Annotated in this window: 19 protein-coding genes; 1 reads left to right on the top strand and 18 read right to left on the bottom strand. The window is 47.7% G+C overall.

Going from position 1 to position 24,638, the window contains the following annotated elements:
* Positions 1-75: 75 nt before the first annotated feature.
* The 14 genes from gyrA to EI981_RS10780 form a co-directional block, all read right to left on the bottom strand.
* Entirely contained in the window at positions 76-2,508 is a 2,433-nt protein-coding gene (gyrA, locus tag EI981_RS10845; protein ID WP_126998001.1) for a DNA gyrase subunit A, read from the bottom strand.
* A 13-nt stretch (positions 2,509-2,521) separates the two neighbouring features.
* Entirely contained in the window at positions 2,522-4,507 is a 1,986-nt protein-coding gene (gene parE, locus EI981_RS10840; RefSeq protein ID WP_126997999.1) for a DNA topoisomerase IV subunit B, read from the bottom strand.
* 299 nt (positions 4,508-4,806) lie between these two features.
* A complete protein-coding gene (locus tag EI981_RS10835; protein WP_127004565.1) occupies positions 4,807-5,796 on the bottom strand; it encodes an ABC transporter permease in 990 nt (329 codons plus the stop codon).
* The gene (locus tag EI981_RS10830; RefSeq protein WP_126997997.1) at positions 5,789-6,763 is read right to left on the bottom strand and encodes an ABC transporter ATP-binding protein; all 975 of its coding nucleotides are present in this window, start codon (positions 6,761-6,763) and stop codon (positions 5,789-5,791) included. The genes EI981_RS10835 and EI981_RS10830 overlap by 8 nt, the downstream gene beginning before the upstream one ends.
* Positions 6,764-6,966: 203 nt before the next feature.
* Complete coding sequence (locus EI981_RS10825) at positions 6,967-7,770, bottom strand: GDSL-type esterase/lipase family protein (RefSeq protein ID WP_126997995.1); 804 nt, start codon at positions 7,768-7,770, stop codon at positions 6,967-6,969.
* Between the two features lie 416 nt (positions 7,771-8,186).
* Positions 8,187-8,285, bottom strand: coding sequence for a dihydroorotate dehydrogenase (locus EI981_RS10820; protein ID WP_126997993.1), 99 nt, complete (start codon positions 8,283-8,285; stop codon positions 8,187-8,189).
* A gap of 185 nt (positions 8,286-8,470) precedes the next feature.
* Positions 8,471-9,025 (bottom strand): PspA/IM30 family protein, encoded by a 555-nt coding sequence (locus EI981_RS10815; RefSeq protein WP_126997991.1) that lies wholly within the window; start codon positions 9,023-9,025, stop codon positions 8,471-8,473.
* A gap of 142 nt (positions 9,026-9,167) precedes the next feature.
* Entirely contained in the window at positions 9,168-9,674 is a 507-nt protein-coding gene (locus EI981_RS10810) for a CAP domain-containing protein (RefSeq protein ID WP_127004563.1), read from the bottom strand.
* 224 nt (positions 9,675-9,898) lie between these two features.
* Positions 9,899-10,906 (bottom strand): galactose/methyl galactoside ABC transporter permease MglC, encoded by a 1,008-nt coding sequence (mglC, locus tag EI981_RS10805; RefSeq protein WP_126997989.1) that lies wholly within the window; start codon positions 10,904-10,906, stop codon positions 9,899-9,901.
* A gap of 23 nt (positions 10,907-10,929) precedes the next feature.
* Entirely contained in the window at positions 10,930-12,441 is a 1,512-nt protein-coding gene (locus tag EI981_RS10800) for a sugar ABC transporter ATP-binding protein (RefSeq protein ID WP_126997987.1), read from the bottom strand.
* Between the two features lie 143 nt (positions 12,442-12,584).
* Positions 12,585-13,613, bottom strand: coding sequence for a galactose ABC transporter substrate-binding protein (locus tag EI981_RS10795; RefSeq protein ID WP_126997985.1), 1,029 nt, complete (start codon positions 13,611-13,613; stop codon positions 12,585-12,587).
* A 126-nt stretch (positions 13,614-13,739) separates the two neighbouring features.
* Positions 13,740-14,717, bottom strand: a complete 978-nt coding sequence (locus tag EI981_RS10790) for a substrate-binding domain-containing protein (RefSeq protein ID WP_126997983.1) — start codon at positions 14,715-14,717, stop codon at positions 13,740-13,742.
* Positions 14,701-16,503 (bottom strand): sensor histidine kinase, encoded by a 1,803-nt coding sequence (locus EI981_RS10785; RefSeq protein ID WP_126997981.1) that lies wholly within the window; start codon positions 16,501-16,503, stop codon positions 14,701-14,703. Before EI981_RS10785 ends, EI981_RS10790 begins: the two co-directional genes overlap by 17 nt.
* On the bottom strand, positions 16,500-18,161 hold the full coding sequence (locus EI981_RS10780; RefSeq protein ID WP_126997979.1) for a response regulator: 1,662 nt from the start codon (positions 18,159-18,161) through the stop codon (positions 16,500-16,502). Before EI981_RS10780 ends, EI981_RS10785 begins: the two co-directional genes overlap by 4 nt.
* Before the next feature lie 233 nt (positions 18,162-18,394).
* Between EI981_RS10780 and EI981_RS10775 the strand changes: the two genes are divergently transcribed.
* Complete coding sequence (locus tag EI981_RS10775; protein WP_335926373.1) at positions 18,395-18,985, top strand: hypothetical protein; 591 nt, start codon at positions 18,395-18,397, stop codon at positions 18,983-18,985.
* An 86-nt stretch (positions 18,986-19,071) separates the two neighbouring features.
* On the opposite strand, the gene EI981_RS10770 is transcribed toward EI981_RS10775, so the two are convergent.
* The 4 genes from EI981_RS10770 to EI981_RS10755 form a co-directional block, all read right to left on the bottom strand.
* Positions 19,072-19,530, bottom strand: a complete 459-nt coding sequence (locus EI981_RS10770; RefSeq protein WP_126997977.1) for a GNAT family N-acetyltransferase — start codon at positions 19,528-19,530, stop codon at positions 19,072-19,074.
* The gene (purT, locus tag EI981_RS10765) at positions 19,523-20,707 is read right to left on the bottom strand and encodes a formate-dependent phosphoribosylglycinamide formyltransferase (protein ID WP_126997975.1); all 1,185 of its coding nucleotides are present in this window, start codon (positions 20,705-20,707) and stop codon (positions 19,523-19,525) included. Before purT ends, EI981_RS10770 begins: the two co-directional genes overlap by 8 nt.
* A 126-nt stretch (positions 20,708-20,833) precedes the next feature.
* Positions 20,834-22,690: an ABC transporter ATP-binding protein gene (locus tag EI981_RS10760; protein WP_126997973.1), complete on the bottom strand. Its 1,857-nt coding sequence runs from the start codon at positions 22,688-22,690 to the stop codon at positions 20,834-20,836.
* A gap of 3 nt (positions 22,691-22,693) precedes the next feature.
* Positions 22,694-24,463 (bottom strand): ABC transporter ATP-binding protein, encoded by a 1,770-nt coding sequence (locus tag EI981_RS10755; RefSeq protein ID WP_126997971.1) that lies wholly within the window; start codon positions 24,461-24,463, stop codon positions 22,694-22,696.
* Positions 24,464-24,638 lie beyond the last annotated feature (175 nt).

Below are 24,638 nucleotides of genomic sequence, written 5' to 3'. Positions count from 1 at the left end.
GCGCTTGACGGATTTGGAGGTTCTTTGCGTTTATTTATTAAATAGATTCAACCGATGATGTTCTTTTAGACCCAATTAAGACTCCAGCAAATCAACAATTTCATCCTGCTTCTCCACATGGGCCATGATCTTGCCGATCGACTTGCGGTCTGCAAGCGGCGCCGATTCAGAACTGAAGCTATAAGCCTGGCCTTCCCGGGTCATGGCTATGATTGTGATCGGTTCCTTACAGTGGAAGCCGCCTACAATTCGTGTGCCATTCGGCTTCACACGCTTGCCTTCCTTGAATTCAAACGTCTGAACGCCTTTGCCTCCGCGACTCTGGAGCGGATAATCGAGCAGCAGGCTGCGCTTCGCATAACCCAGATCAGAGATGACAAGCAGTTCGCCTTCATCGCCTTGAACCCATAGCGCACGGACGATCTCGTCGTCCTCCTTCAACCCGATTCCCTTCACACCAGCGGATACGCGGCCCATCGCATTCACTTCATTCTCAGCGAAGCGTATCGCCATTCCTTGCTTCGTTAACAGAACAATATCCTGATTGCCACGGCTAACCTGGACAGTAATAATTTCGTCCCCATTAGCCACCTTGCAAGCGGCAACTGCCGTCGACCGCTTCGTCTCATATTCCTTCAATTCCGTTCGCTTCACTTGCCCACGTTTTGTTACGAAGACAAGACTGACGCCCGCTTCATCAAAGGATTTGAGCGGAATGACACCGATGATCGAATCCTCTTTGGCTAGTGGAATGACGTTGACAATCGCTGTCCCGTTGTCCTTCCACTTGAACTCAGGAATCTGATGCACCGGCAGCAGGAAGTATTGTCCGCGCTGCGTGAAGATAAGAATATTTTGCAGCGTGTCCACATCAAATACATGCTTGATATAGTCGCCTTCCTTCACCCCGGAGCCATTGCGTTCTCCGCCGGAACGAGTGAATGAGAGCATGCTGGTCCGCTTAATGTAGCCCTCGTTGGACAGAGTTACCAGCACATCTTCCTGCGCGACCATCACCTCAAGATTGACCTTAAGCTCCTCTACCTCGCTCTGAATTTCAGAACGACGGTCAATCCCGTATTTCTCACGGATTTCCAGCAGCTCTTTTTTGATCAGAGCCACGAGCTTCTTATCGCTCTCCAGAATTCCACGTAGAACGGTGATTTTCTTAATGATGTCATCTAGCTCTTTTTGTAACGACGTTATTTCCAAATTTGTCAAACGATATAATTGCAAAGTAAGAATGGAATCGGCCTGACGTTCTGTGAATCCGAACATCCATTGCAGGTTGTTCTGCGCATCTTGACGGTTCTTCGAGGCCTTGATGGCCGCAATGACTTCGTCCAGAATATTCAGCGCCTTGACCAGACCTTCGAGCACATGGGCGCGATCTTCCAGCTTCTCCAGCTCATACTGGGTCCGGAATGTAACGACTTCACGCTGGTGAGCGATATAAGCCTCAAGAATTGCTTTCAGGCCGAGCTGACGTGGTGCTTTGTTGACAATCGCCACCATATTGAAGTTATAAGTGACCTGCAGGTCCGTCTTCTTCAGCAGATAAGCCAGAATCCCCTGGGCATCAGCATCTTTCTTCAGCTCTATGACGATTCGCAATCCGTTACGTCCGCTCTCGTCTCGAACTTCGGCAATTCCGTCTACCTTTTTTTCCAGCCGGATATTTTCCATGGCCGTCACAAGACGGGACTTAACCACCTGATACGGGATCTCCGTAACGATAATCTGCTGCTTCCCGCCGCGCATGTTCTCGATTTCCGTCTTGGAACGCAGATAGATGCGTCCTTTCCCAGTGCGATAGGCATCGCGGATGCCGTCCTCGCCCATGATGATTCCTCCGGTCGGGAAATCCGGTCCTTTCACATAGGAGGCGATCTCCTCCAGTTCAAGCTCTGGCCGTTCCATGACAGCAATACATGCATCGATAACCTCACGCAGATTATGCGGCGGAATTTCCGTCGCGAACCCTGCCGAAATCCCGCTAGCCCCGTTCACGAGCAAATTGGGGTAACGGGACGGCAGCACCACAGGCTCTAATGTCGAGTTATCAAAGTTATCCTTGAAAGGAACCGTCCGCTTCTCAATGTCACGCAGCAGTTCCATGGCGATCGGCGACAGCCGCGCTTCCGTATAACGCATCGCTGCAGCCGGGTCATCATCCTGAGAACCCCAGTTGCCATGCCCGTCAACCAGCACATGCCCCATCTTCCAAGGCTGAGCCATCCGCACCATACCCTCGTAGATCGAAGAGTCACCGTGCGGATGATAATTCCCCATCACATCGCCGACCGTCTTGGCTGACTTGCGATAAGGCTTGTCCGGCGTATTCCCCGAATCATACATCGAATACAGTATCCGCCGCTGAACCGGCTTGAGCCCATCGCGCACGTCAGGAATGGCACGGTCCTGAATTATATATTTGGAATACCGACCGAAGCGATCCCCTACGACCTCTTCCAAATAAGCCGGTAAGAAGTTCTCCAACATACTCAAATCAAGTCACCCTCTATTCCTCATACTCCGTAAAATCGACGTTCTCTACGATCCAACGCTTACGTGGGTCGACCTTATCCCCCATCAAGGTGGATACGCGCCGTTCCGCCTTCGCGGCATCATCAATCCTCACTTGCAGCATCGTACGACTCTCCGGATTCATCGTCGTCTCCCACAGCTGATCCGGGTTCATCTCCCCGAGCCCTTTATATCGCTGCAGTTCGAAGTTTTTACCGAATTCCTTCAAGTAATTCTGCAGTTGCTCATCGCTCCATGCGTAGCGCACCGTCTCTAGCTTGCCTGAACGCCTCGTGATCTTGTATAGCGGAGGCTGGGCAATATAGACCCGTCCGGCATCGATCAGCGGCTTCATATAACGATAGAAGAACGTAAGCAGCAGAACCTGAATATGTGCTCCGTCTGTATCGGCATCCGTCATGATTATAATTTTCGCATAATTGCTGTCCTCGACAGCGAATTCTGTGCCGATGCCCGCACCGATCGCCGCAATAATGGCCCGATACTCATCGTTCTTCAGAATATCGGCAAGCTTAGCCTTCTCCGGGTTCATTGGTTTACCCTTCAATGGCAGAATCGCCTGGAATTTGGAATCCCGGCCCTGCTTCGCCGAGCCGCCAGCGGAATCCCCTTCGACAATGAACAATTCATTGCGCGCATAGTCCTTCGACTGTGCTGGAGACAGCTTGCCGCCAAGATTCGTGCTCTCGCTGCGTTTCTTGCCGGTCCGCATCTCATCACGTGCCTTGCGCGCCGCTTCCCGAGCCTTGGAGGCCTGCACCGCCTTCTTGATCAGAACTTGAGCGACCTGCGGGTTCTCCTCCAGGAACAGAGCCATCTTCTCGGATACGACAGACTCCACGGCACTCCGCGCAGAAGCGCTGCCGAGCTGGTCCTTCGTCTGGCCGACGAACTCCACTTCGGACATCTTCACGCTGATGATAGCCATCATCCCTTCGCGAAGATCATTTCCTTCCAGATTTTTGTCCTTCTCTTTCAGGATTGAATTCTTCCTAGCATACTCATTCATGACACGCGTGTACGCTGTCTTGAAGCCAGTCTCATGTGTACCGCCGCCCCGCGTAGGAATCGAGTTCACAAAAGATACCAAGGTCTCCGTATAGCCCACATTATATTGCAGCGCTACTTCTACCTCGATCTCATCCCGTTCCGCATAGAAATGAACCACGTCATGGAGGACATCCTTGCCGTCATTCAAGAATTCGACAAATTGGCTTGCGCCGCCCTCGTAAAAAAATTCGTCGGAGCGGCCGGAACGCTCATCCTTCAAAGTCACTTTTAGACCTGAGTTCAGAAAAGCGATCTCCTGCAAACGATCCGCGAGCGTATCATAATTAAGGCCAATTCCATTCGGGAACACCCGAATATCCGGTTTGAACGTGACCTTCGTGCCGCTCTTATTCGTATTGCCGATAATTTCAAGACCAGTTACCGGTTCGCCGACATGCTCGACCCCTTTTTTATCCACCCAGTACTCGAACCGCATGCGGTGAATTTTGCCCTCACGGTAGATCTCCACCTCAAGCCACTCGGATAAAGCGTTGGTTACCGATGCGCCAACCCCGTGCAGCCCCCCGGACTTCTTATAACCGGAGCCGCCGAACTTGCCCCCAGCATGCAGGATCGTATAGACGACCTGCGGTGTAGGAACACCGATCTTATGCATCCCGGTCGGAATACCGCGGCCATTATCTACTATGGTTACAGAACCATCCTTATTCAATGTAATATCGATCTTGGAACAAAATTTGGCCAAATGCTCGTCGACAGCATTATCCACAATTTCCCAGACCAGATGATGAAGTCCCGACGAGCTCGTACTGCCAATATACATCCCTGGCCGTTTCCGTACTGCGACAAGCCCTTCGAGCACTTGAATGTCGTCCGCGTCGTATCCCGAAGATTCACTTCCGGAACTGATACCGGAAGCTTCTTCGAACAAATCGATTTGTTCCGCCATTCATGCTCCCCCTTTTACTTTCGTTATGTAGTCGTTAATATAAGTGTTCAAAAAGGTCGGTTTTCAGCACCGAAGCTTATGCTTCCGATGTGCGTTTTTACAAAACGCTTCAGTTGAATGAGCCAGGGACGAAAGAAGCGCAGCGTACGTAGTTGGTACGTGAGCATCGGAAGGCCCGGCTGAATTCAAGATTCGATGCGAATCTGCTTCCTGATTCACTATGTGATCAAAAGCGGACTTTTTGAACAACCTCTAATATACTACAAATGCAAACAAATGTTTTGTTATCCTTGTCCATTTTAATTCAAGATATCCTGTTTCGTAAAGACAAGGAATGAGACGATTGTTGAACAAGCCGCCCAAACCGCCAGAACAGCGAGTGAAAATCCCAGTGTCATGCCCTCGATCGGAGCCGGTGTTCCCGATAAATAGTTCGTAAGACCGAGATTGACCATGAACAAGTATTTGGCGCTCGTCCAGGCCGATGCCATATTGGCGAGAATATTGCCGGCGATCAGCGCGGCCATCATAATGACAATGCTCGCGGCGGTACTGCGAACGAGCACCGATACCATGAAAGCCAGCATCGCTACTACAATTCCAACGAACCAGATCAGCCCAGCCTGCATACAGATATATTTCCACTGCGGTACGGCATGAACATTGGACATATCTACTTCACTACCATGCAACTGGAAGCCGCTAAATACCGGAAGCTGAAATCCGCCATAGCCAAAAAAGATCCCCGATATCAAGTAACATACGAGCAGCGTAGATAGGATAATCAACGAGACAAACATGATCAGCGTAATTAGCTTGCTGAGCAGGATTTTCCACCTTCGCACCGGCCTTGTAAGCAGCATCTTGATCGTACCCGCTGTTCGCTCAGAGGATACAATATCCGATCCTACGCCCATGATCAGGAGAGGAATGAACAACGTAGATGCGTTATCCAGAAATTCGCGGGTGAACGATACACCACCGGCCTGGATTGGATTCACATCATGCTCAAGATAATATTTCATCTGCTCGATGTATATTTTGCGGTATTTCTTCCACTCCTCAGGCACGCGGTCGCTGCCGAGTGAATTTTGATTATCCGTAATGGCCTGCTGGACTTCCCTGCGCCAGTCTGCACCGAATTTCTCACGCTTCGCAGAAGCTTCCCGCATCTGGGCATAGGTGAACATCGGGACTAGAACGAGCAGCACCAGCAGAACGACGTAAAATCGCTTCTTCTTGATCATTTTGATCGTCTCATTCTTAACTAACAGCAGCAGATTATTCAACACCCTCACCATCCGTCATCTCAAGGAACAATTGTTCCAGCGTTGGAATTACCTTCTGAACGGAACGGACCTGAAGCCCGGAACTTACAAGCCGAGGCACGATATCCGCAATTTGATCCACCTGCATCTGGGTTACGATCGCCTCGCCGCCAAAACCGGCAATGATCGCATCATCCAGCACCTCATCCACATTCTGAACGATGCTGATTCCAAGGTCAGCCAGCATTTCCTCACCTGTTGAAGACGGCTCCAGCTCCCAGACAACATACCCTGTACTCGAGTCAAGCAGCTCATGAACCGCACCGACTGCAAGGACCCGCCCCCGGCTTATAATCGCCACACGATCACAGAGTACTTGAATTTCACTAAGTAGATGACTTGAGACGAACACGGCCAGCCCTTCCTTCGCCAGAAGGCGAATGAAGCTGCGCATCTCTTTGATCCCCTTCGGATCAAGACCATTCGTCGGTTCATCCAGAATGAGCAGCTTAGGTCTGCCGAGCAGAGCCTGGGCAATTCCAAGACGCTGTCGCATTCCGAGGGAATACGTCCGCACTTTATCATGAATCCGCTGATCGAGTCCAACCAGATCAGCAACCTCCTGAATTCTCGCCGCATCGATTCCCGGCATCATCCGGGCGAACTGCTCCAGGTTCTCCCAGCCAGTCAGGTATGTATATACCTCCGGATTCTCCACGATCGACCCGACCAGGCTAAGGGCCCGCTCCGGATCCTTCTGCACATCGAATCCGCAGATAGCTACTTGTCCTTCTGTCGGGCGGATCAGATCAACCAGCATGCGAATCGTTGTCGTCTTGCCAGCTCCGTTCGGCCCAAGGAATCCGAAGATCTCTCCGGCTTTCACCTCGAAAGATACATCCTGCACGATCCAGCGCTTGCCGATCCGCTTCTTCAAATGCTCCACCGACAAAATAATCTCATCATTTGTCTTCGTTCGATGATGCATCGCTTTTCTCCTCCTTAACGTGTGTGTTCAAAAAGTCCAGTTTTCAGCACCGAGAAGGTTGGATGAAGCTAGGGACTGAGGAGCGGAGCGTAGGCAAAACCTACGTGAGCATCGGAAGGCCCGGTTGAATTCAAGATTCGATGTCGAATAGCTTCATGATCTACTTCGTGATCAAAAGTGGACTTTTTGAACTACCTCTAAACCTAGTTCAGCGCGATGCTCTGTACAATCCGCTCTGCGATCCTCTGGTAACCTTCGCCATTCGGATGGAAATGGTCACCCGATAAATAGCGATCCAAGTTGCTCGTAAATAAATCGTAGGTTGGAATAACGATCGTCCCTGGATACTGATTCATTGTATCTAATACATTCAAATTCCAATTCGCCACCGCTTGATCTCCAGCTTCCTTCATGTCCTTCAAATCAGCAAAGGGATTGTATAAGCCAACGTACACCAATTGCGCATCGGGATTAATCTGCTTCAGCTTGCTAACGATCTTTTTGAAATTTTCTCCCGATGTCTTCACCGCAGCATTCATCTCCGCCTCCGTCGGAAGTTCCCCGCTGCTCTGATAGCTCTGAGCTCCAGCAAACAAATCATTTCCGCCGATCGACAGAATAATGATTCCGGCCTGTTTGAGGCCGTATTGGACTCCAGGTTCATCGAGCGTCGGAAGTAGTGCCTTCGTCGTCAGCCCGTTGATTCCGAGATTGTTAACTAATTTAGAGGACTTACCCTGCTTCGTTAATAACTGCACCGTTCTACGCGCAAATCCATTGCCTGTATCGTCCCCGGTACCCTTGGCGAGCGAATCGCCAATAGCAGTGATATCAAATGGCGCCGCCGTGACAGACATTTGTACGCCGCTGTCGGGCTTGGCCTTACTTGCCTCGCTTGCCGGAACCGTCATATCATAGACGGCATATATGAATCCAACAATAAGCAGCAGTGTTGATACCGCCGAGAGCAGGCCCGTGACTAGCCATATTCGCGACGATTTGTTCATGGTTGTCTTCCTCCTATATATGCCCGAATCCCTGATCCCATCCTTTAATTAATCTAACCAACTTATATCGTAGGTATAGCCGTTGAATATCGTATCTGTTCATTTTTATTGAGTTTATCCTATTTATTAAACAATTGAAATAAAAATTGACCATCTATGATCATACATGATTGCCGAGAATGTGATTTTTTTTCTGGATCGCCGGAACACTCTAATAGCACCCATAATATCATCTATTCTAATCCACTGCCAATTCACTGGAATAGTGGCCTACTTAATGAAAAAAGAAGCCCACCAGTCAGTGGGCTTCTTTTATACTGATTCTTTCGGATTGTACGGCGGTATGGGCAGATAACGTATTTACATATCACCCTAACTATTGGAAGTTGAAGTTTAGTTAGAATAAGAGTAATCAATTAAAAAACAAAGGCTCTAGTAATGATAACAAGCAAAATGAACAGAACTAGAATCGCTGCAGTTGATGTAAATAATCCACCACCGTGGACGTCACCCATAGTTCATACCTCCTTGCATTTAGAGTACACACCATCCTATTCAATTTTACAATAAATAGATTGGACTGCTTTCCCTATGATAAAGTCTATTTATCTTATTCATCCCTTTTCTCCCACATTTCCACACCAAAAAAAGCCTGAGAACCGCTTCCCAGGCAAGCTTTAGGTCGTGTTTATGAATTGGATTACCCACCTTCAGTATAATCTGCCCCGCTTAAAGAACTTTGAATATCCGGCATAGACATCGATCCGTCACCATGTTCTTTCCGATTCGCTGGATTTCCCCGCTCCTGCTCCAAAGCCTCAAGCTGCCCGAGCAGATGGGCAAATTTATCGCGAAGTTGCTCCGCCTCCGCTTTATATAGATCGTAACTCGCCAAATATTCCTTCATTTTTGCCTCGGCCAACCTCTTCTCAGAAAGCGCACGACGAGCAAAATCCTCCTGATGAGCTATGGCAGCCATATGAGCTTGTCGAACACGTCTATTGACGAATGCCTGCTGCTCTACAAAGAGCTGTTTGAACTTTCTCTCCAAAGCGATCCTCTCAGCCAGCTCTCTCTCCGTATCGTCCAATTGCGCCTGAAGCTGTAGAAGGACTTCATCCCCCGCCTCTACATCTCCGTTCGAATAATCCCAATCCGTACGATTATTGGCAAGCTGCTTCAGATCTACTACCTCACTACTCGTGATATTGTAATCTGAATTCGTCAAATTCTGTTCCCGCTTGAAAAATGACATTCGTCGGCTCCTCCCTGCCTTAAGTTATCCTCCTAAGATATGTATGCAGATTCCAAACGGTAAATGGCATAATAAAGAACCGTGACATCCGCCACGGCCCTATTTTTATATTTAACTGTCTTTATATGCGCAAGCCCACACCCTATTTGCCAATAAATTCCTGTACCCAAAATCCGTTATAATAACCTACGCCGATCAGCGTATATTTGGAATTCAAAATGTTGGCGCGATGACCAGGACTGTTCATCCAATCCTTCACGACTTCTTCAGCCGAGCGCTGCCCTTTGGCAATATTCTCGCCTGCGTAGAGATAAGTAATGTGATACGCATCCATCATATCGAATGGAGAACCATATTTCGGCGAAGTATGGTCAAAATAACCGCTCCTAAACATATCGATTGCTTTGTCCTTAGCCATCTTTGATAAATTCGTGTGTACAATCAAAGGCTTCAACCCTGCCGAAGTCCGTTCTTTATTAACTAGCGCTACAACCTGTGCAGCCCGTTCCGCTTGAACCTGCGCATATACTGCCGCCATACTTTTACTTACAGTAGCAGCGCTTGCCGTTCCATGACCAGCAGGAGTAGCTGCCAGTGACACTGCTAGTACGGAGAATATCAATCCCATTTTTGCGGCCTTCATCATCATTTTCTTCAATGATACATCCCCTCCTCAGCAAGATAATCAATCTGGAAAATAGTCTCTCTAATTTTACCATGCTTGTCGTTTCCTTGCATGGGAATTTGATGGAAATATATGCTGACCTTCCATGTACGGTAAATAATGAAAATCCCCTGCTGTTGTTACCAACAATACGGGGGATTCACAATTCTTCTCTGTTAAGACTTATAGATAGCATAAATACAATAGCATTAGCGCTTAGCCGCATATTTCCGCATATCAAATGCAACTGCAGTGACGATGATGGCGCCCTTAATAATTTGCTGCCAGTAAGGGCCTACCCCGATAAAAGTCAAACCGTAATTGATGACTGTAAAGATCAATACCCCGGCCATTACTCCAGGAACGGTACCGATTCCGCCTGTCGTCGATACGCCGCCAACGACACAGGCAGCGATCGCATCAAGCTCGTACATATTCCCGTAGTTGTTCGTTGCCCCGCCGGTTCTAGCGGCTTCCAGCACGCCAGCAGTACCATACAGAGCCCCAGCGATCGAATAAATAATGATTAGCGTCAATATCACATTAATCCCGGACACCTTTGCAGCTTGCATATTTCCGCCGATCGCGTACATGTTTTTACCCAACCGAGTCTTATTGAACATAACCCATACAATAAAGCAGATAGCAACGGCAAAAATAACGATGTAGGGCAAGGATAAGTCTCCTTTACCAAAACTGCCTGATCCAAGCGTCGTAAAGTCGTCGCGAAGTCCGCCAATCGGCTGTGAATTGTTCGGCTCCGTATCGAAATACAAGGAGTTAATCCCGTATATAGCTACCATCGTACCCAAAGTAGCAATAAAAGGTGGAACCTTAAACTTGGAGACGATGACTCCATTAATCATGCCAAAGATAACACCAACAAATATCGCAATCAAGATCGGGATGAACAGCGAGAGCTGCGGAAGATCAGGGAAGAAGCGACGTGCATAATCCGGGTCCTGCAGCATCGAAGCTGATATGACCGCAGTCAAACCGACCATCCGTCCCGCCGACAAATCGGTCCCGCCCGTAATCAGAATGAATGCTACACCTAACGCAATAATGACACGGGTCGATGATTGAATCAGAATATCGCGGAGTGTATTAAAACCGATAAAATTGGGGTCATAGACTGCAATTGCGATCACAAGTACAACCAATACAATATAGATCGCGTTCTCCGTTATAAAGCTCTGGGTTTTCTTGATATTCATTCCTAATCTCTCCTTCTCGGACTCTAATGCTGAGCGGCTAGACGCATAATTTCCTCTTCCGAGGCCTCCTGACCATTCAAAATGCCCGTGATCTTCCCTTCCGACATCACCATGATGCGGTCAGACATGCCAAGAAGCTCCGGCATTTCCGATGAGATCATAATGATGCTCTTGCCCAGCTTCGCTAGATCGGCAATGATCGTATAAATTTCGTACTTGGCACCGACATCGATTCCTCGCGTCGGTTCATCAAGCAACAAAATTTCCGGGCTAGTTAACAGCCATCTGGCAAGCAGCACCTTCTGTTGATTGCCTCCGGACAGATTCATAATCAGCGTCTTTGGAGAAGGCGTCTTGGTTCGCAATTTCTCCACCACCTGATTGACCTCATCGCGTTTCTTCCGTTCATTCAGCAGCCCATAGGGCCGAATATATTTGCGCATATTGGCAATCGCCGCATTCTCATGCACCGACAATACCGGAATGATGCCTGTCGTGCGTCTCTCCTCGGTCAACAGTGCCATCCCATACCGCTTGGCAGCAGCCGGGCTCTTGATCCGCACAAGCTTGTCATTTATCGAGATCGATCCAGACTGAATCTCACGCAAACCAAATAACGCCTCGATGAGTTCCGTCCGCTGCGCTCCTACTAATCCGCCAATTCCGAGGATTTCTCCTTTCCGCAGCTCAAAGGAGACATTGTTGAACGATTTGGGGTGAATAGAAGTTAGCCCTTCCACCTTAAGTACAACCCCGTTCGGAACATTATGTCGCTGCGGAAAACGCTGTGTCAGGTCACGACCTACCATTTTGGATATAATCAAGTCGGTCGTCAGCTCTGCCGCAGGCCAGGTACCTATTTTTTTGCCATCACGCATAACGGTGACTTCATCGGAAATTCTCAAAATTTCCTCCATCTTGTGCGAGATATATATAATCGATACGCCCCTGCTTTTCAACTCCTGAATGATCTTAAATAAATGCTCAACCTCGACGCTTGTTAAAGATGATGTAGGTTCGTCCATGACGATAATCCTGGAATGGAAGGAGACGGCCTTAGCTATTTCAATCGATTGAATTTGTGAGACAGACAGCTTCCCTATGATCGTATCCGGTTTAATGTGGATATCCAGTTGCTCGAACAATTTTTCAGTATCGCGATACATTTTCGTATGGTCAATGAACCGCATCGGCCAGAATCCCATGGATGGGAAGCGTCCAAGCCAAATATTCTCCATCACACTCCGGAATGGTACAGGATGAAGTTCCTGATGGATCATCGAGATCCCCATTCCGAGCGCATCTCGTGAATGATTAATGTCTACCTTCTGCCCGTCCAAATAAATTTCACCTTCATCAGGCTTGTAGATGCCGAACAGGCATTTCATTAACGTCGACTTTCCTGCTCCGTTCTCACCCATCAGCGCATGAACCGTTCCCGGCCTTACCTGTAAGCTAACGTTATCGAGCGCTTTGACACCGGGAAATTCCTTGGATATCCCTTTCAATTCAAGTAGATATTGCTCATTTGTCATTATGTCAGCCTCCTATTTTACTGTTCCGCATAGAGGCGCAGCTAGCTTCTTCGTACATCCTGCATACTAAATATGAAAGGTTCGCACCTTTCGGCAACGAACCTTCCAAGAATCGCGAGACAGACGACTGCCAATCAAGCCGCTTATTTGAAATTTGCTGCGTTTTCTTTTGTCACTTTTTGATAAGGAATCCAGACATACTGATTGTCCGTAATTTCATAGCCTACGCTATCCAGATTGATTTCTTTGCCTTGAGCCAATAGCGAAGCGATCTTAATCGAAGCTTTACCTTGGTTCTCCGCATCATTCAGCACTGTACCAAGCAATGTGCCTTGCTCCAAGGCCTGAATCGCTGGTGCTGTCGCATCTACGCCGACGACCGGTATATACTTATCCCCATTGAAATATCCTGCTGCCTTCAAGGCTTCAATCGCCCCTAGTGCCATATCATCATTGTTGGCGAATACCGCCTCGATACTGTCGCCTTTGGCCGCCAGGAAGGCCGCCATCTTCTCCTGACCTTTGACCCGATCCCACATCGCCGTATCTTCTTGTAACTTCTCCACCTTGATTCCCGCGTCTTCCAAAGCCTGAATGGAATATTGTGTACGAAGCTCAGCATCCTGATGTCCCGGCTCGCCTTTTAGCATGACGTATTGCAATACACCATCGCCATTCTTATCCGCCTCAGGATGGGACTTCCAATAATCTACGATGATTTGCCCGGACAATGTTCCCGATTCCTCGGCTCTTGCGCCTACATAATAAACCTTATCCCATTTCTTCATATCCTCCGGAAGAGGCTCTCGATTCAAGAACACAACCGGAACATCCTTGCCCTTAGCCTTATCGATAATCACACCTGCTGCTGTACGATCCACCGGATTTACAATCAGTGATTTGGTCTTCTTCGTCAGGAACAAATCGATCTTATCATTCTGAGTCGGCTGTGAGTTCTGGCTGTCGACAATATCAACCTGAGCGATGCCTTTGGCATTTTTCTCAATCGCATTGCGCACCCCTGTCATAAAGGTGTCATCGAACTTATAGATAGCTACGCCTACCTTCGGCGCATCTCCGCTGCCGCTCCCCCCGCCGGAGCCGCTATTGCAGCCAGCCATAACTGTACCAAGCAGAGCGAATCCGACCAATACGGATATCATTTTTTTCATACTTATTGACCTCCTTTTGATGTACCCCTGTATTGAATACGTTTACATTATGCTGGATTAAGCGGTATTTTCGAATTAAGAAAACTGCGTTTTTATATCAAAATTCTAATGATTTGAAGATGACCTTTACTTTACAAAAGGAAACATCAGCTTCTGATTTTCTGGCCAGAGCATGTTATCGAGGTCAATCAATTTCACATCCGTCGGAATTTTATCGCTAAGCTTGGCACCATGTGCTGCCTGTACTGCAGCATATACCGCCATGTAGCCGTTATTGAATGGATTTTGCACTACCATCGCCTGGATCGTTCCATCCTGCAGCAACTCCAGCATTTCGGACGGATTATCGAAGGCGATCATATTAACGATGCCGCTATACCCCATATCCTCTACGGCTAATCCTGCACCAATCGAGGACTCGGCGCTAAGCGAGACGATCCCGTTCAGTCTCGGATGGAGCTGAAGCATTTTACAGGTGAGGTCATACGCCAAGGTCTCATCCGAGCCACTGTAGACAATATCCATAACTTGAATTTCAGGGAACCGGGCCATATAGTCGAGGAAGCCTTCTTCCCGTTCATCGGTGCTGCGCGCTCCCTTCACAAAATTAATAATACCGATTTCCCCTCGTCCCCCAGTTAACTCGCTGAGTCGTTCTGCCGCTGCTTGTCCAGCTTCATAATTGTTCGTTCCGACATAAGTTTTTACTTTCGTCGAAGCGACCTCCGAGTCCATAGAAATGACAGGAATATTATAATAGGACGTCTGATCCGTCACTTGTCCTAGCGCCTCATAATCACTGGCGGCCAACACAATCGCATCCGGCCTTCTAACAATGGACTCCTGCATCAGCTCGATTTGCTGCTTGTAATCGTTTTCCTGGCTGGGGGCTAGAAAATTCAGCTCCACATTGTACTCCTTCGCTGCCACTTCAGCACCCATGCGAATCGTATTCCAATAATCTCCACGATCCATTTTTACGACCATATCGATCGTTAACGGCTTGTCGCTTCCCGGAATACTCCCACTAGGCGTACAGGCTGCAAGCATCATCAGGCTAAAGGATAACGCCAGCCCCTTCAGTAAGCTATTTCCTGATATCATTTCCTTCCCCCTCAGCCTGATCTGAAGTCCACTGTACCGGAAGTGTCACCGTTACCGTCGTCCCTTCCTCAGGCTCACTCTCGTAATGCAATCCATAAGGGCGTCCATAGTAGAGCTGAATTCGTTCCTGTACATTGAACACGCCCACCCCGGAACCGCTCTCGCTGCGGATATCACCACTTAACAGCTTGACGAGCCGCTCTTGTGTCATTCCGATGCCATTATCGCGAATGATGAATTGAAGCTTCTCACCCTGCAATTGCGCCTTGATCTCGATCATTCCGTCCTCAACTGAGTTCTCAATTCCATGATGAATCGCATTCTCGACGAGAGGCTGCAGGATCAGCTTCAAGGTTAGACAATCCATAACTTCTTCTTCGGCTTCGATAACATAATGAAACTTATTCTTAAATCGTATCGATTGAATAATCAAATAATGTCTTATATGTTCCAGTTCATCCTTGACTGTAATGATCGGTTTGCCCTTACTTAAGCTAAGCCGGAAGAAGCGGGACAGGGAAGTGATTGTCGTTACTACTTCTTGATTGCGCCCCATTTCAGCCATTCTTGTAATCGAATTCAGCGTATTGTACAGAAAATGGGGGTTAATCTGCGATTGCAGTACATCGAATTCGCTTTTGCGCTTCGCTTCCTGCTCCTGGATAATCTGATCCATCAGCTCACGAATCCGGCGTAGCATCAGATTGAAGCGTTTGGACAGCTGCTCGACCTCATAGACTCCGCTTACCGAAATTTGCGGTGTGAAATCACCTTTCTCCACCAGCTTGACGGACTGTTCCAGACGTCGGATAGGTTTGGATATCGTCGCCGAGACATAGATGTTAATGATCAGGATCATCAGGGTTGATACAAGTAAGAAATGGTAGAGAAAGTCCGCTAGCTCCTTCTTTGTGCCCAGGAACTCATCTGCATAAGCGACACCAATGATTTTCCAGCCTGCCGTTTTTACTGTCTGAATGGTAATGATTCGCTGCTCCCCATTCTGTTCATCCAGATAACTGCCGTACTTGTAATTCAGCACCGGTTCCAAATTCTCATATTTCAAACCCGCATAGATGAGCTGCTGCTGAGGATGATAGACGATATTGCCGATTCCATCGATGATATAGACGTAACCGTTCTTCCCCAGACTGACACGCTGGCTCAATTGATCGATCGTCCGGAAATTAAAATCGATAGCAAGAACCCCATGTTTTACTCCCGATTCATCCCTGTAATCGATCATTTTACTCATTGAGACTACCCAGCGGTAATCGTTCTTGAATAGGTTCTGAATATGCGGGGGTGTGAACTGCAGTATCCCAGGAGCGAGAAGTGCTGATTCGAACCACGTTTGCTCCGTCAGTCTCGTATTTTTGCGCATCGGCTGCGCCGGGACACTGTTCACCAATACCCCGTCTGTCGTAAACAGCGAAATAGAGACGAGATCCTCCCGTGTACTCAATATCGTCTCCATCTGTTCTCCCAGTTGTTGATTCGAAGATACATCGGAAGCTTGATCGATTTTGTTCTGAGTTACTTCAAATATGTCCTGCATTCCGCTTACATATAGTTCCAGATTTGAATTCACCTGCTCTACGATCTGCTTCAGATTCAGGTAGGTGTTCTCCTCAGCCACGTTGGAGAAGCGATTGAACAGCATTAGACTAGCCAGCACAACAACGAGCACTGTCACAATAATGGAAGAAGCCGAGAGCAGGACTTGAATATTATGTAAGTGAAAGCCTCGCAAAAAGCGTGTCATTGCACGCTGCCAAGACTTCATACGATCTTAGACCCATTTCGGTATTCTTTGGGAGACAAGCCGTATTTCTTACGAAAACAGAAACTGAAATAATTCGGGTCCGAAAATCCGACCAGTTCGGCGATCTCAAATGATTTTTTGTCCGTCGAGGCCAACAGGTTTTTGGCCGCTTCCATGCGCACATTCTGCAAGTAATTCACGAAGGTAAGCTTCGTCTCACGTTTGAAAATATTACTGAAATACCCTGAGCTAATATGTAAACAAGCGCAGACTTTATTAATGGAAATGTCCGGATCGGAGTAGTGGTCCATAATATATGCCTTGGCTTGATCCACGAGCAAGTTGTAGCTTGTCTGCCTTTGACTCGATATCATCCTCTTCAGCTTCAAACATACATCGATGAACCACACCCGGGCTTCGTCCGCTTGCGTAAATCGGAAGATCTGACTGATAAATCCCCCGCCTTCTCCAAATAATCTCTCAAAATCAATATGTATATCATTTGCCGCCTTGATCACCACAGTCAGCATGACTAATAGACGCAGCTGAAAATCTTGAAGAGATTTACGGCAATCCATTAGATTCCTGAACAACTGCTCAAGCAGCAGCCCCAACTCTTCATCACTTCCGACCTTCAGACAGCGTATCAATTCCTGTTCCTTCAGTTCATCGAATTCGAATACTTTCTCTACAGGAGCTTCCACATCGCCGATGTAAATAATCTTATTCCCACCCAGGAGAAGACGATAATCTAGCGCATGCACGGCTTCTCTATAAGAGTAGTAACAATTGGACAAGGACGCGCAGGCAGTCCCAACGCCTATCGTTGTACGGAGTTTAAGATATCTCTCAAAGCTGAATCTCATTTCTTCTAATAGATTCAACGTTACTTCTATGACTCTATCAGGATTTGGATCGTCATATACACTTAACAGCACAACATCATCATGATAAATGAACGCCTGATCGCAGGGATGCTCACGGATGATCTCGTCGACGATGTTCAGTACCGCAAATAACTCTAACTGCTGGTCATCGGTATCGTGCGGTAAGGCCAATCCCAAAGCAGGCTGTTCATACATGGTAGCTGCTCGCTCCAAGCGAAAGGCAGGGTCAAGCCGGATTATCGAAATGACGTACATTTCCCCTTCCAACTGCAGTGCATAGCTCCGACATTTATCAGTAATCTCGTGCTGAGAGAGCGGCCTAGATACTAGAGAAGATAGGAACAACCGCTGTAATACAGGCAAATTACGATGATAGTACTCCGTTAACGTCTGGATGTTCTTCCGCATCTCCAGTTCTTCATCAATTTCCTCTTTGACCTTACGAAGTATTCCCGCCAGTTCCTCCGAAGAGAACGGCTTCAGCACATACTCGGTAACATCCAATCGGATGGCCTGCTTAGCATAGTCAAATTGCTCATAGCCTGTCAGAATAATAACTTTCATCGTAGGATGCACCTGACGAATCCACTCCGTTAATTGCAATCCATCCATAAAAGGCATCTGAATATCGGTAACGACAACGTCAGGCATATGCTTATCTATCAGTTCCGCAGCCTCTCTACCATTTTCGGCCGTGTCAACAACCTTGTACCCGATACTCTCCCAATCGATTAGCTCCATTAATCCCTCCCTTACATCTGCCTCATCATCAGCCAAGATTAACTTATACATGTAATCTCCCGCCTTCTCTATATATAGAAATAGTACCTAATTGCCATCGATTTTATCGCACTCATCCATAAAAGTAAATTAGTGGATTCCTTACTGAATTACGACCTTAGTCTAGTTTTTATTCCGTCTCCGGACCATTTCGCTATTCCCCGAAAACGATTACCATGGTAATATCAAATGGATACATCATTTGTAAATAGCTAACTAATTAAATAGAAAATGGCGGTTGAAAAATGATGAATAACACGAAGAAAATCTACATCTTACTAAGTAATCCGAAAACAATTGTGACGAGAATGATCGGTATATATACGAAAGCCCCTTATAATCACGCTTCCATAGCTTTTGATCCGGAATTAAGAGAAATGTACAGTTTCGGGAGGAAGCATCCTCTGATTCCGCTCATTGGCGGATTTGTTAAGGAAGATATATATTCAGGGATATTTGAGCGGGCAACATGTGCGGTGTATAGCTGCACGGTCAGTGAGGCTACTTATACAAAAATGAGAAACTTCGTTCGCCAGTTCGAGGAGAACAGTGAACTTTACAGCTACAATTTTCTTGGTATTCTGGGCGTCGTCCTGAATATGGAGTTTGGCGGGGAGAACTCCTATTTCTGCTCACAATTCGTCAGTGCTGTCTTTGAGGGAGCCGGTCTGCAACTATGCAATAAATCGGCCGCACTTACAACGCCAGATGATCTGTCTACGTGCTCCATGCTGAAGCTAATTTTTCGCGGCTCCCTCGTCTCTTACAGGAAGAGCTGCTATGAGTACCTGGATGAGTCAGCCATGGAGGCTTCGCATCTATACGTGGCGAACTGATAGCATTCTTTATAATATAAGAATGACAAATAACCCGGCTCCCATAATAGGGAGCCGGGTTTACATTTCATAAATTCATGAATTTTCTATGCTAATGTTTTGCTAAGTCTACGATGTCCGGTACAAGTGAAGCCCATGCGCTCGTAGAATGATTTGGCAGACAAGCTATTCTCGCCTGCTACAGATAAGAACAATTGCGAACTCCCGCGATCTTTGCTCCAGGATTCCGCTTCAGACATAAGCCGTTTACCGATGCCATTGCTTCGATGATCCTCATCTACAATCATAGCGATGATCTGGGTAATAGGTCGGTTCATATCATGCGTCTGATACTGCTTCAGGAAGATGGTACCGCGTACCACTCCATCCACCTCGGCTACCAAGCTATGATGCTGTTGATTGTCCTCCAACATACGAAGACGCTCTTTTAGCACGCTGAACGTTGTTGGATAACGAAGCTGTCGCATCAAAGGAAGCATATGATGGACATCGTCACAGCAACCCTTCCGAATAACTAACGCAGGAGCACTCACCTGACTACTCAATTGACCATACCACCTTTAATATACTTGCCGCTTGTTTGGCGCGGCTGCGGGCCGTTTCAACATCCTCTGCTGCGCTCAGGGCTACAGCCATCCGTCTTCCCGGCTTGCTGAGCGGTTTACCGAACACTCGAACCTGGGTTCTCGGTAATGCTAATGCTTCTTCCAATCCTGCGACTTGGAATTCTTCGCCTTCGCGATCAGCCTTCAAAGTTGCTGATGCACCAGGCGTCAGAAGTTGAACCGAAGGAATAGGAAGACCTAGAATTGCTCTTACGTGGAGCGCGAATTCTGACAAATCCTGCGTAACCATCGTCACCATTCCTGTATCATGTGGTCTTGGCGACACTTCGCTGAAAATTATGCCATCATCCGTCACAAATAATTCTACACCAAATAGTCCATATCCGCCAAGCGCATCTGTAATTTTTTGTGCAATTTGTTGCGCTTCCTTGAGCTGTTCCTCGTTCAGGAAATGAGGTTGCCAAGATTCGACATAATCCCCATCCTTCTGTATGTGCCCAATGGGCGGACAAAATATCGTTCCAGATACCGAGCGAACCGTTAACATCGTAATCTCGCTCGCAAAAGGCACAAATGCTTCTACGATGACTCGCATCTTCTTAGCCCGAGCGCCTTCAAGAGCCGTATTCCAGCATGTCTCGACATCCTCTACCTTGCGGCAGACGCTCTGTCCTTTGCCGGATGAGCTCATTAACGGTTTGATTACGCAAGGCACACCAATCCCGGCAACAGCTGTTTGCAACTGCTCCAGACTGTCAGCGAACAAATATCTCGCTGTGGGTAATCCAAGCTCCTCGGATGCCAATCTGCGAATTCCTTCACGATCCATCGTCAATAGAGCTGCTTTGGCAGTAGGGATGACCTTATATCCTTGCTGCTCGAGCTCCACCAGCACGGGTGTTGCAATCGCTTCAATCTCCGGGACAATCAGATCCGGAGCAACTTGAACGATCAATGATCTAAGCGCTTCTCCATCCAACATATCAAGCACATAGGATTCTTGAGCAACACCCATGGCCGGTGCATAATCATACCTGTCAACGACAATCGTTCGAATGCCTAGACGCTGCGCCTCAATGACTACTTCTTTGCCCAATTCTCCTCCGCCAAGGAGCATGATGCTCTTGGCATATTTAGACACTGGAGCACCCCACATGAGCCTAAGAATCCCCCCTGAAAATATGAAAGTATATTACTGATTCTATTTTCAGGTTTTCCAACCCATAATGCAATAGTCAGGGCGACATTCTAGACCGCTTTTTCGAATAAGTTCGACAAATTTCTACATATAGCGGAATTGTGCTTCAACCAATCCGCAATAAATTCCCTTGTGTTCCATTAATTGTTCGTGGTTGCCCATCTCTTTAATCTCACCATGATCAAGTACGATAATCTTATCCGCGCTGCGGATCGTTGACAGACGATGTGCAACCATGAAGGAAGTTCTACCTTTCAGCAGCACCTTCAGTGCATTCTGAATTTTCACTTCCGTCTCTGTATCGATGCTCGCCGTGGCTTCATCGAGGATCAGGATACGCGGATTAGCCAGCAGAGCCCGAGCGAAGGACAGCAACTGGCGTTGTCCCATTGACAATGCATTGCCTCGTTCTTCAACCTCCGTGTTATAGCCCTTAGGTAGCTTCATAATGAAGTCATGAGCGTCAACCGCCTTGGCTGCCGCTTCAATTTCCTCGTCCGTAGCATCCAGTCGACCGAAGCGAATATTATCGCGGATCGTACCGGAGAAGATGAACGTATCCTGGAGTACAATCCCAATCTGCTTGCGTAGGCTCTCCACCTTCACATCACGGATATCATGGCCATCGATCAGAATCTGGCCTTGATTGATATCATAGAACCGGCTGAGCAGATTAATGATCGTACTCTTACCTGAACCGGTGTGACCGACCAATGCGATCGATTGGCCTGGCTCCGCGTCCAGATCAATTCCTTTGAGTGCCTGACGCCCCTTCTCATATTCGAACACGACATGCTTGAATCGAACGTCTCCTTGAATCGTAGGAAGTTCCACCGCTCCAGGTTTGTCGGCGATGTTAGGCTCCTCATCCATAAATTCGAAGATCCGTTCCGAGGACGCCATCGCTACGAGCAGCTGATTATACATCTGCCCCATACGGTTAATCGGCTCCCAGAAGTTGCCCACATAGTTGCTGAACGCAACGAGCAGACCAATTGTCAGTTGTCCTTGTTGAATCAAATATGCACCGAGGATGAACAAAATGAATGTACCAACCCCACCGGTAATATCAATGAGTGGGCCGAACATCTGGTTCATGGCCGAAGCCTTATCCCATGATTTCTTGCTATCGGCATTCATTACGTCAAAGTAATGAATATTCTCATGCTCTTGCGTATAAGCCTGTGTTACTCTAATCCCTTGAATCGACTCATTCAAGTGGGAATTGATACGCGAGTTCTTCATCCGTACTTCCTGCCAAGCAATCCGAATCTTGCGCCGCAGCCGGGTCGAGATGAGGAACATGATCGGTACGGTAATCATCACGGCCAGGCCAAGCTTCCAGTTGATCAACAGCAGAATGACAACGATACCCGCTAATTGAACGCAGTCGATCATCAGGTTGACGACCCCGTTGGTGAACAGATCCTGCAAGGAGTTAACGTCATTGGTAACACGGACCAGTACAGAACCTGCAGGTCGTTTGTCATAGAAATTGAACGACAGCTTCTGGATGTGACGGAACAGATCGGAACGCAGGTCATAAATGACCCTCTGTCCGATTACATTCGTGTACTTAATCCGGTAGACCCCGGATGCCCATTGGATGATGTACAGAACTACCACTAGAGCGGACAAAATATATAATAGCGTTAAGCTGGTTGAGCCATTTTCGGGAGCAATCGCTTTATCGATTGCCAGACTCGTTAAGAACGGTACCGTCAGCTTCGTGATTGTTCCAAGAATAGTCATCAGAATGACCGGCGGAAGCATTTTTCGAGCGTAAGGCTTCATATAGCCAAATAGGCGACGGAACTGCTGCCAATCAAATGCTTTATCAATAATCTCATCGTCTTGATATACAAAGCGATCCTCAATCTTCGTCTTGACCTTGCCCTTCTGCGGTGGCTTCTGTTGCCAAGTCTGTGCCTCTGTATTCATGGGTTATGCCTCCCCCCTCTTCGCACGCGCTTCTTGTTTGGCCAAATGATCGGCATATTGAATACGATATACATCCTGATAAGGTCCTGGTACCTGTGTCAGCTCATCATGCGTTCCTCGCTGAGCAACACGGCCTTCATCTAATACAAGGATCTCATCGGCATGTCTGAGCGAGGAAATACGGTGAGCGATAATAAAGGTCGTACGCCCGCGCATAACCTCCTGGAATCCGGCCTGGATCTCCTGCTCGGTCTCCATATCGACCGCACTGGTCGCATCGTCCAGAATAAGGATCTTCGGGTTCTTCAGCAGCGCCCGTGCAATAGCAATCCGCTGCTTCTGACCGCCCGACAGCCCCATCCCTCTCTCCCCGACAACCGTATCGTAGCCGTCCGGCAATTCCATAATAAATTCATGAGCCTTGGCCAACTGAGATACACGAATCACTTCTTCCATGGACACCTCGTTCATCCCGTAGCAGATATTATTACGAATACTGGATGAGAAGAGGAAGGTCTCCTGGAATACCGTGGAGATTTGACGGCGCAGACTCTGTACACTAACGGTACGGATATCCTGCCCATCCAGCTTAATGCTTCCTTCACTCACATCGTAGGCTCGCATCAACAGCTGTATAATCGTCGATTTACCAGATCCCGTTCCGCCAAGGAAACCGATCACTTTGCCTGGTGAGGCCTCGAAGCTAATATCTTTGACAGCCGGCAGTTTATTGCCGTAAGCGAAGGTAACGTTCTCGAAGGTCACCTCGCCCTTTACATTAGCTGCTGATAGATCGGTTGCGTTCTCGATATCTTTTACATCAATCTTATGGTTCAGAATCTCAAGCACACGTTCACCGGATGCTTTGGACTGTGTATAGTTGTTAATATGGAACCCCAGTCCCCACATCGGGCCGATAATGAACCAGATCAGACTGAAGAACGCGACCAGATCGCCGAGGGTCAACTGGCCTTTAATAACCAGGGTTCCGCCAACGGCCAACAGAACAGCTACACTGATCGAAGCGAGCAGTTCCATCACCGGGAAGAATTTACTCCACAGTGTTGCTGCAAAGATCTGATTGTTCTTATAGCGCTCATTCCGATGCGAGAATTTCTCAACTTCATGCGGCTCGCGTGCGAACGCTTTAACAGTACGCACCCCGGTAATGTTCTCTTGCACTGCTGTGGTCAGCGAGCTTAGCGCCTGACGCATCTCCTGGAACGCCGGGTGAATCTTCGATTCGAATTTCAAGGCTACTCCTGCCAGGAACGGAATCGTAATCAGCGTGATGAGCGTAAGCTGCCAATGGATTGACATCATCACGGCCATCCCAAAGGTTACCATCAGCACCAAGTTCAGCAATTGAGCAAAGCCGAAACCGACAAAGTTCCGAATCGCTTCCAGGTCGCCGGTAAGTCGGGACATCAGGTCGCCTGTCTTCGCGCGGTCATAGTAACGAAAGGATAGAAATTGCAGCTTCTCATAACAGGCATTGCGCAGCCGATAGGCCAGATAGTTGCCTAATCGACCGCCAAAGAAGCCGTGCAGAAACTGCATAAATGCTTTGATAACTACTATAGATAAAGCGGTCAGGGCGATGCCCACAACCAGATTATATTGTTGCTGCCTGATGACATCGTCAATCAGCTTCCTTAACAGAAGCGGATATACCAGGCCCAGCCCGGTTGTAGCTGCCAGACATAGTATAGATAATATTAAATAGTAACGCCGCTCACGATAATAAATCGAGAGTTGCTTCAGAACCTCCATGTCATTACCTCCAGCAACTTAGGACTTCTTGTAAAAGATGGTTAAAATCCGCCTAAGTCTTTAGCCCATTTGAAATTTTTTTGATCTAGCTGTTGTTCAAAAAGTTCTCTTTGTGAACTCTCTGCTCTCTTTGTTTTCTGTCATTCTTTCTCTACATTTCGCTCATGGCTTCCGA

The organism is Paenibacillus lutimineralis, assembly GCF_003991425.1.
GTDB classification, from domain to species: Bacteria; Bacillota; Bacilli; order Paenibacillales; family Paenibacillaceae; genus Fontibacillus; species Fontibacillus lutimineralis.
Note: the sequence above shows the minus strand (reverse complement) of the source record. Positions and strands in the feature narration are given on the sequence as shown.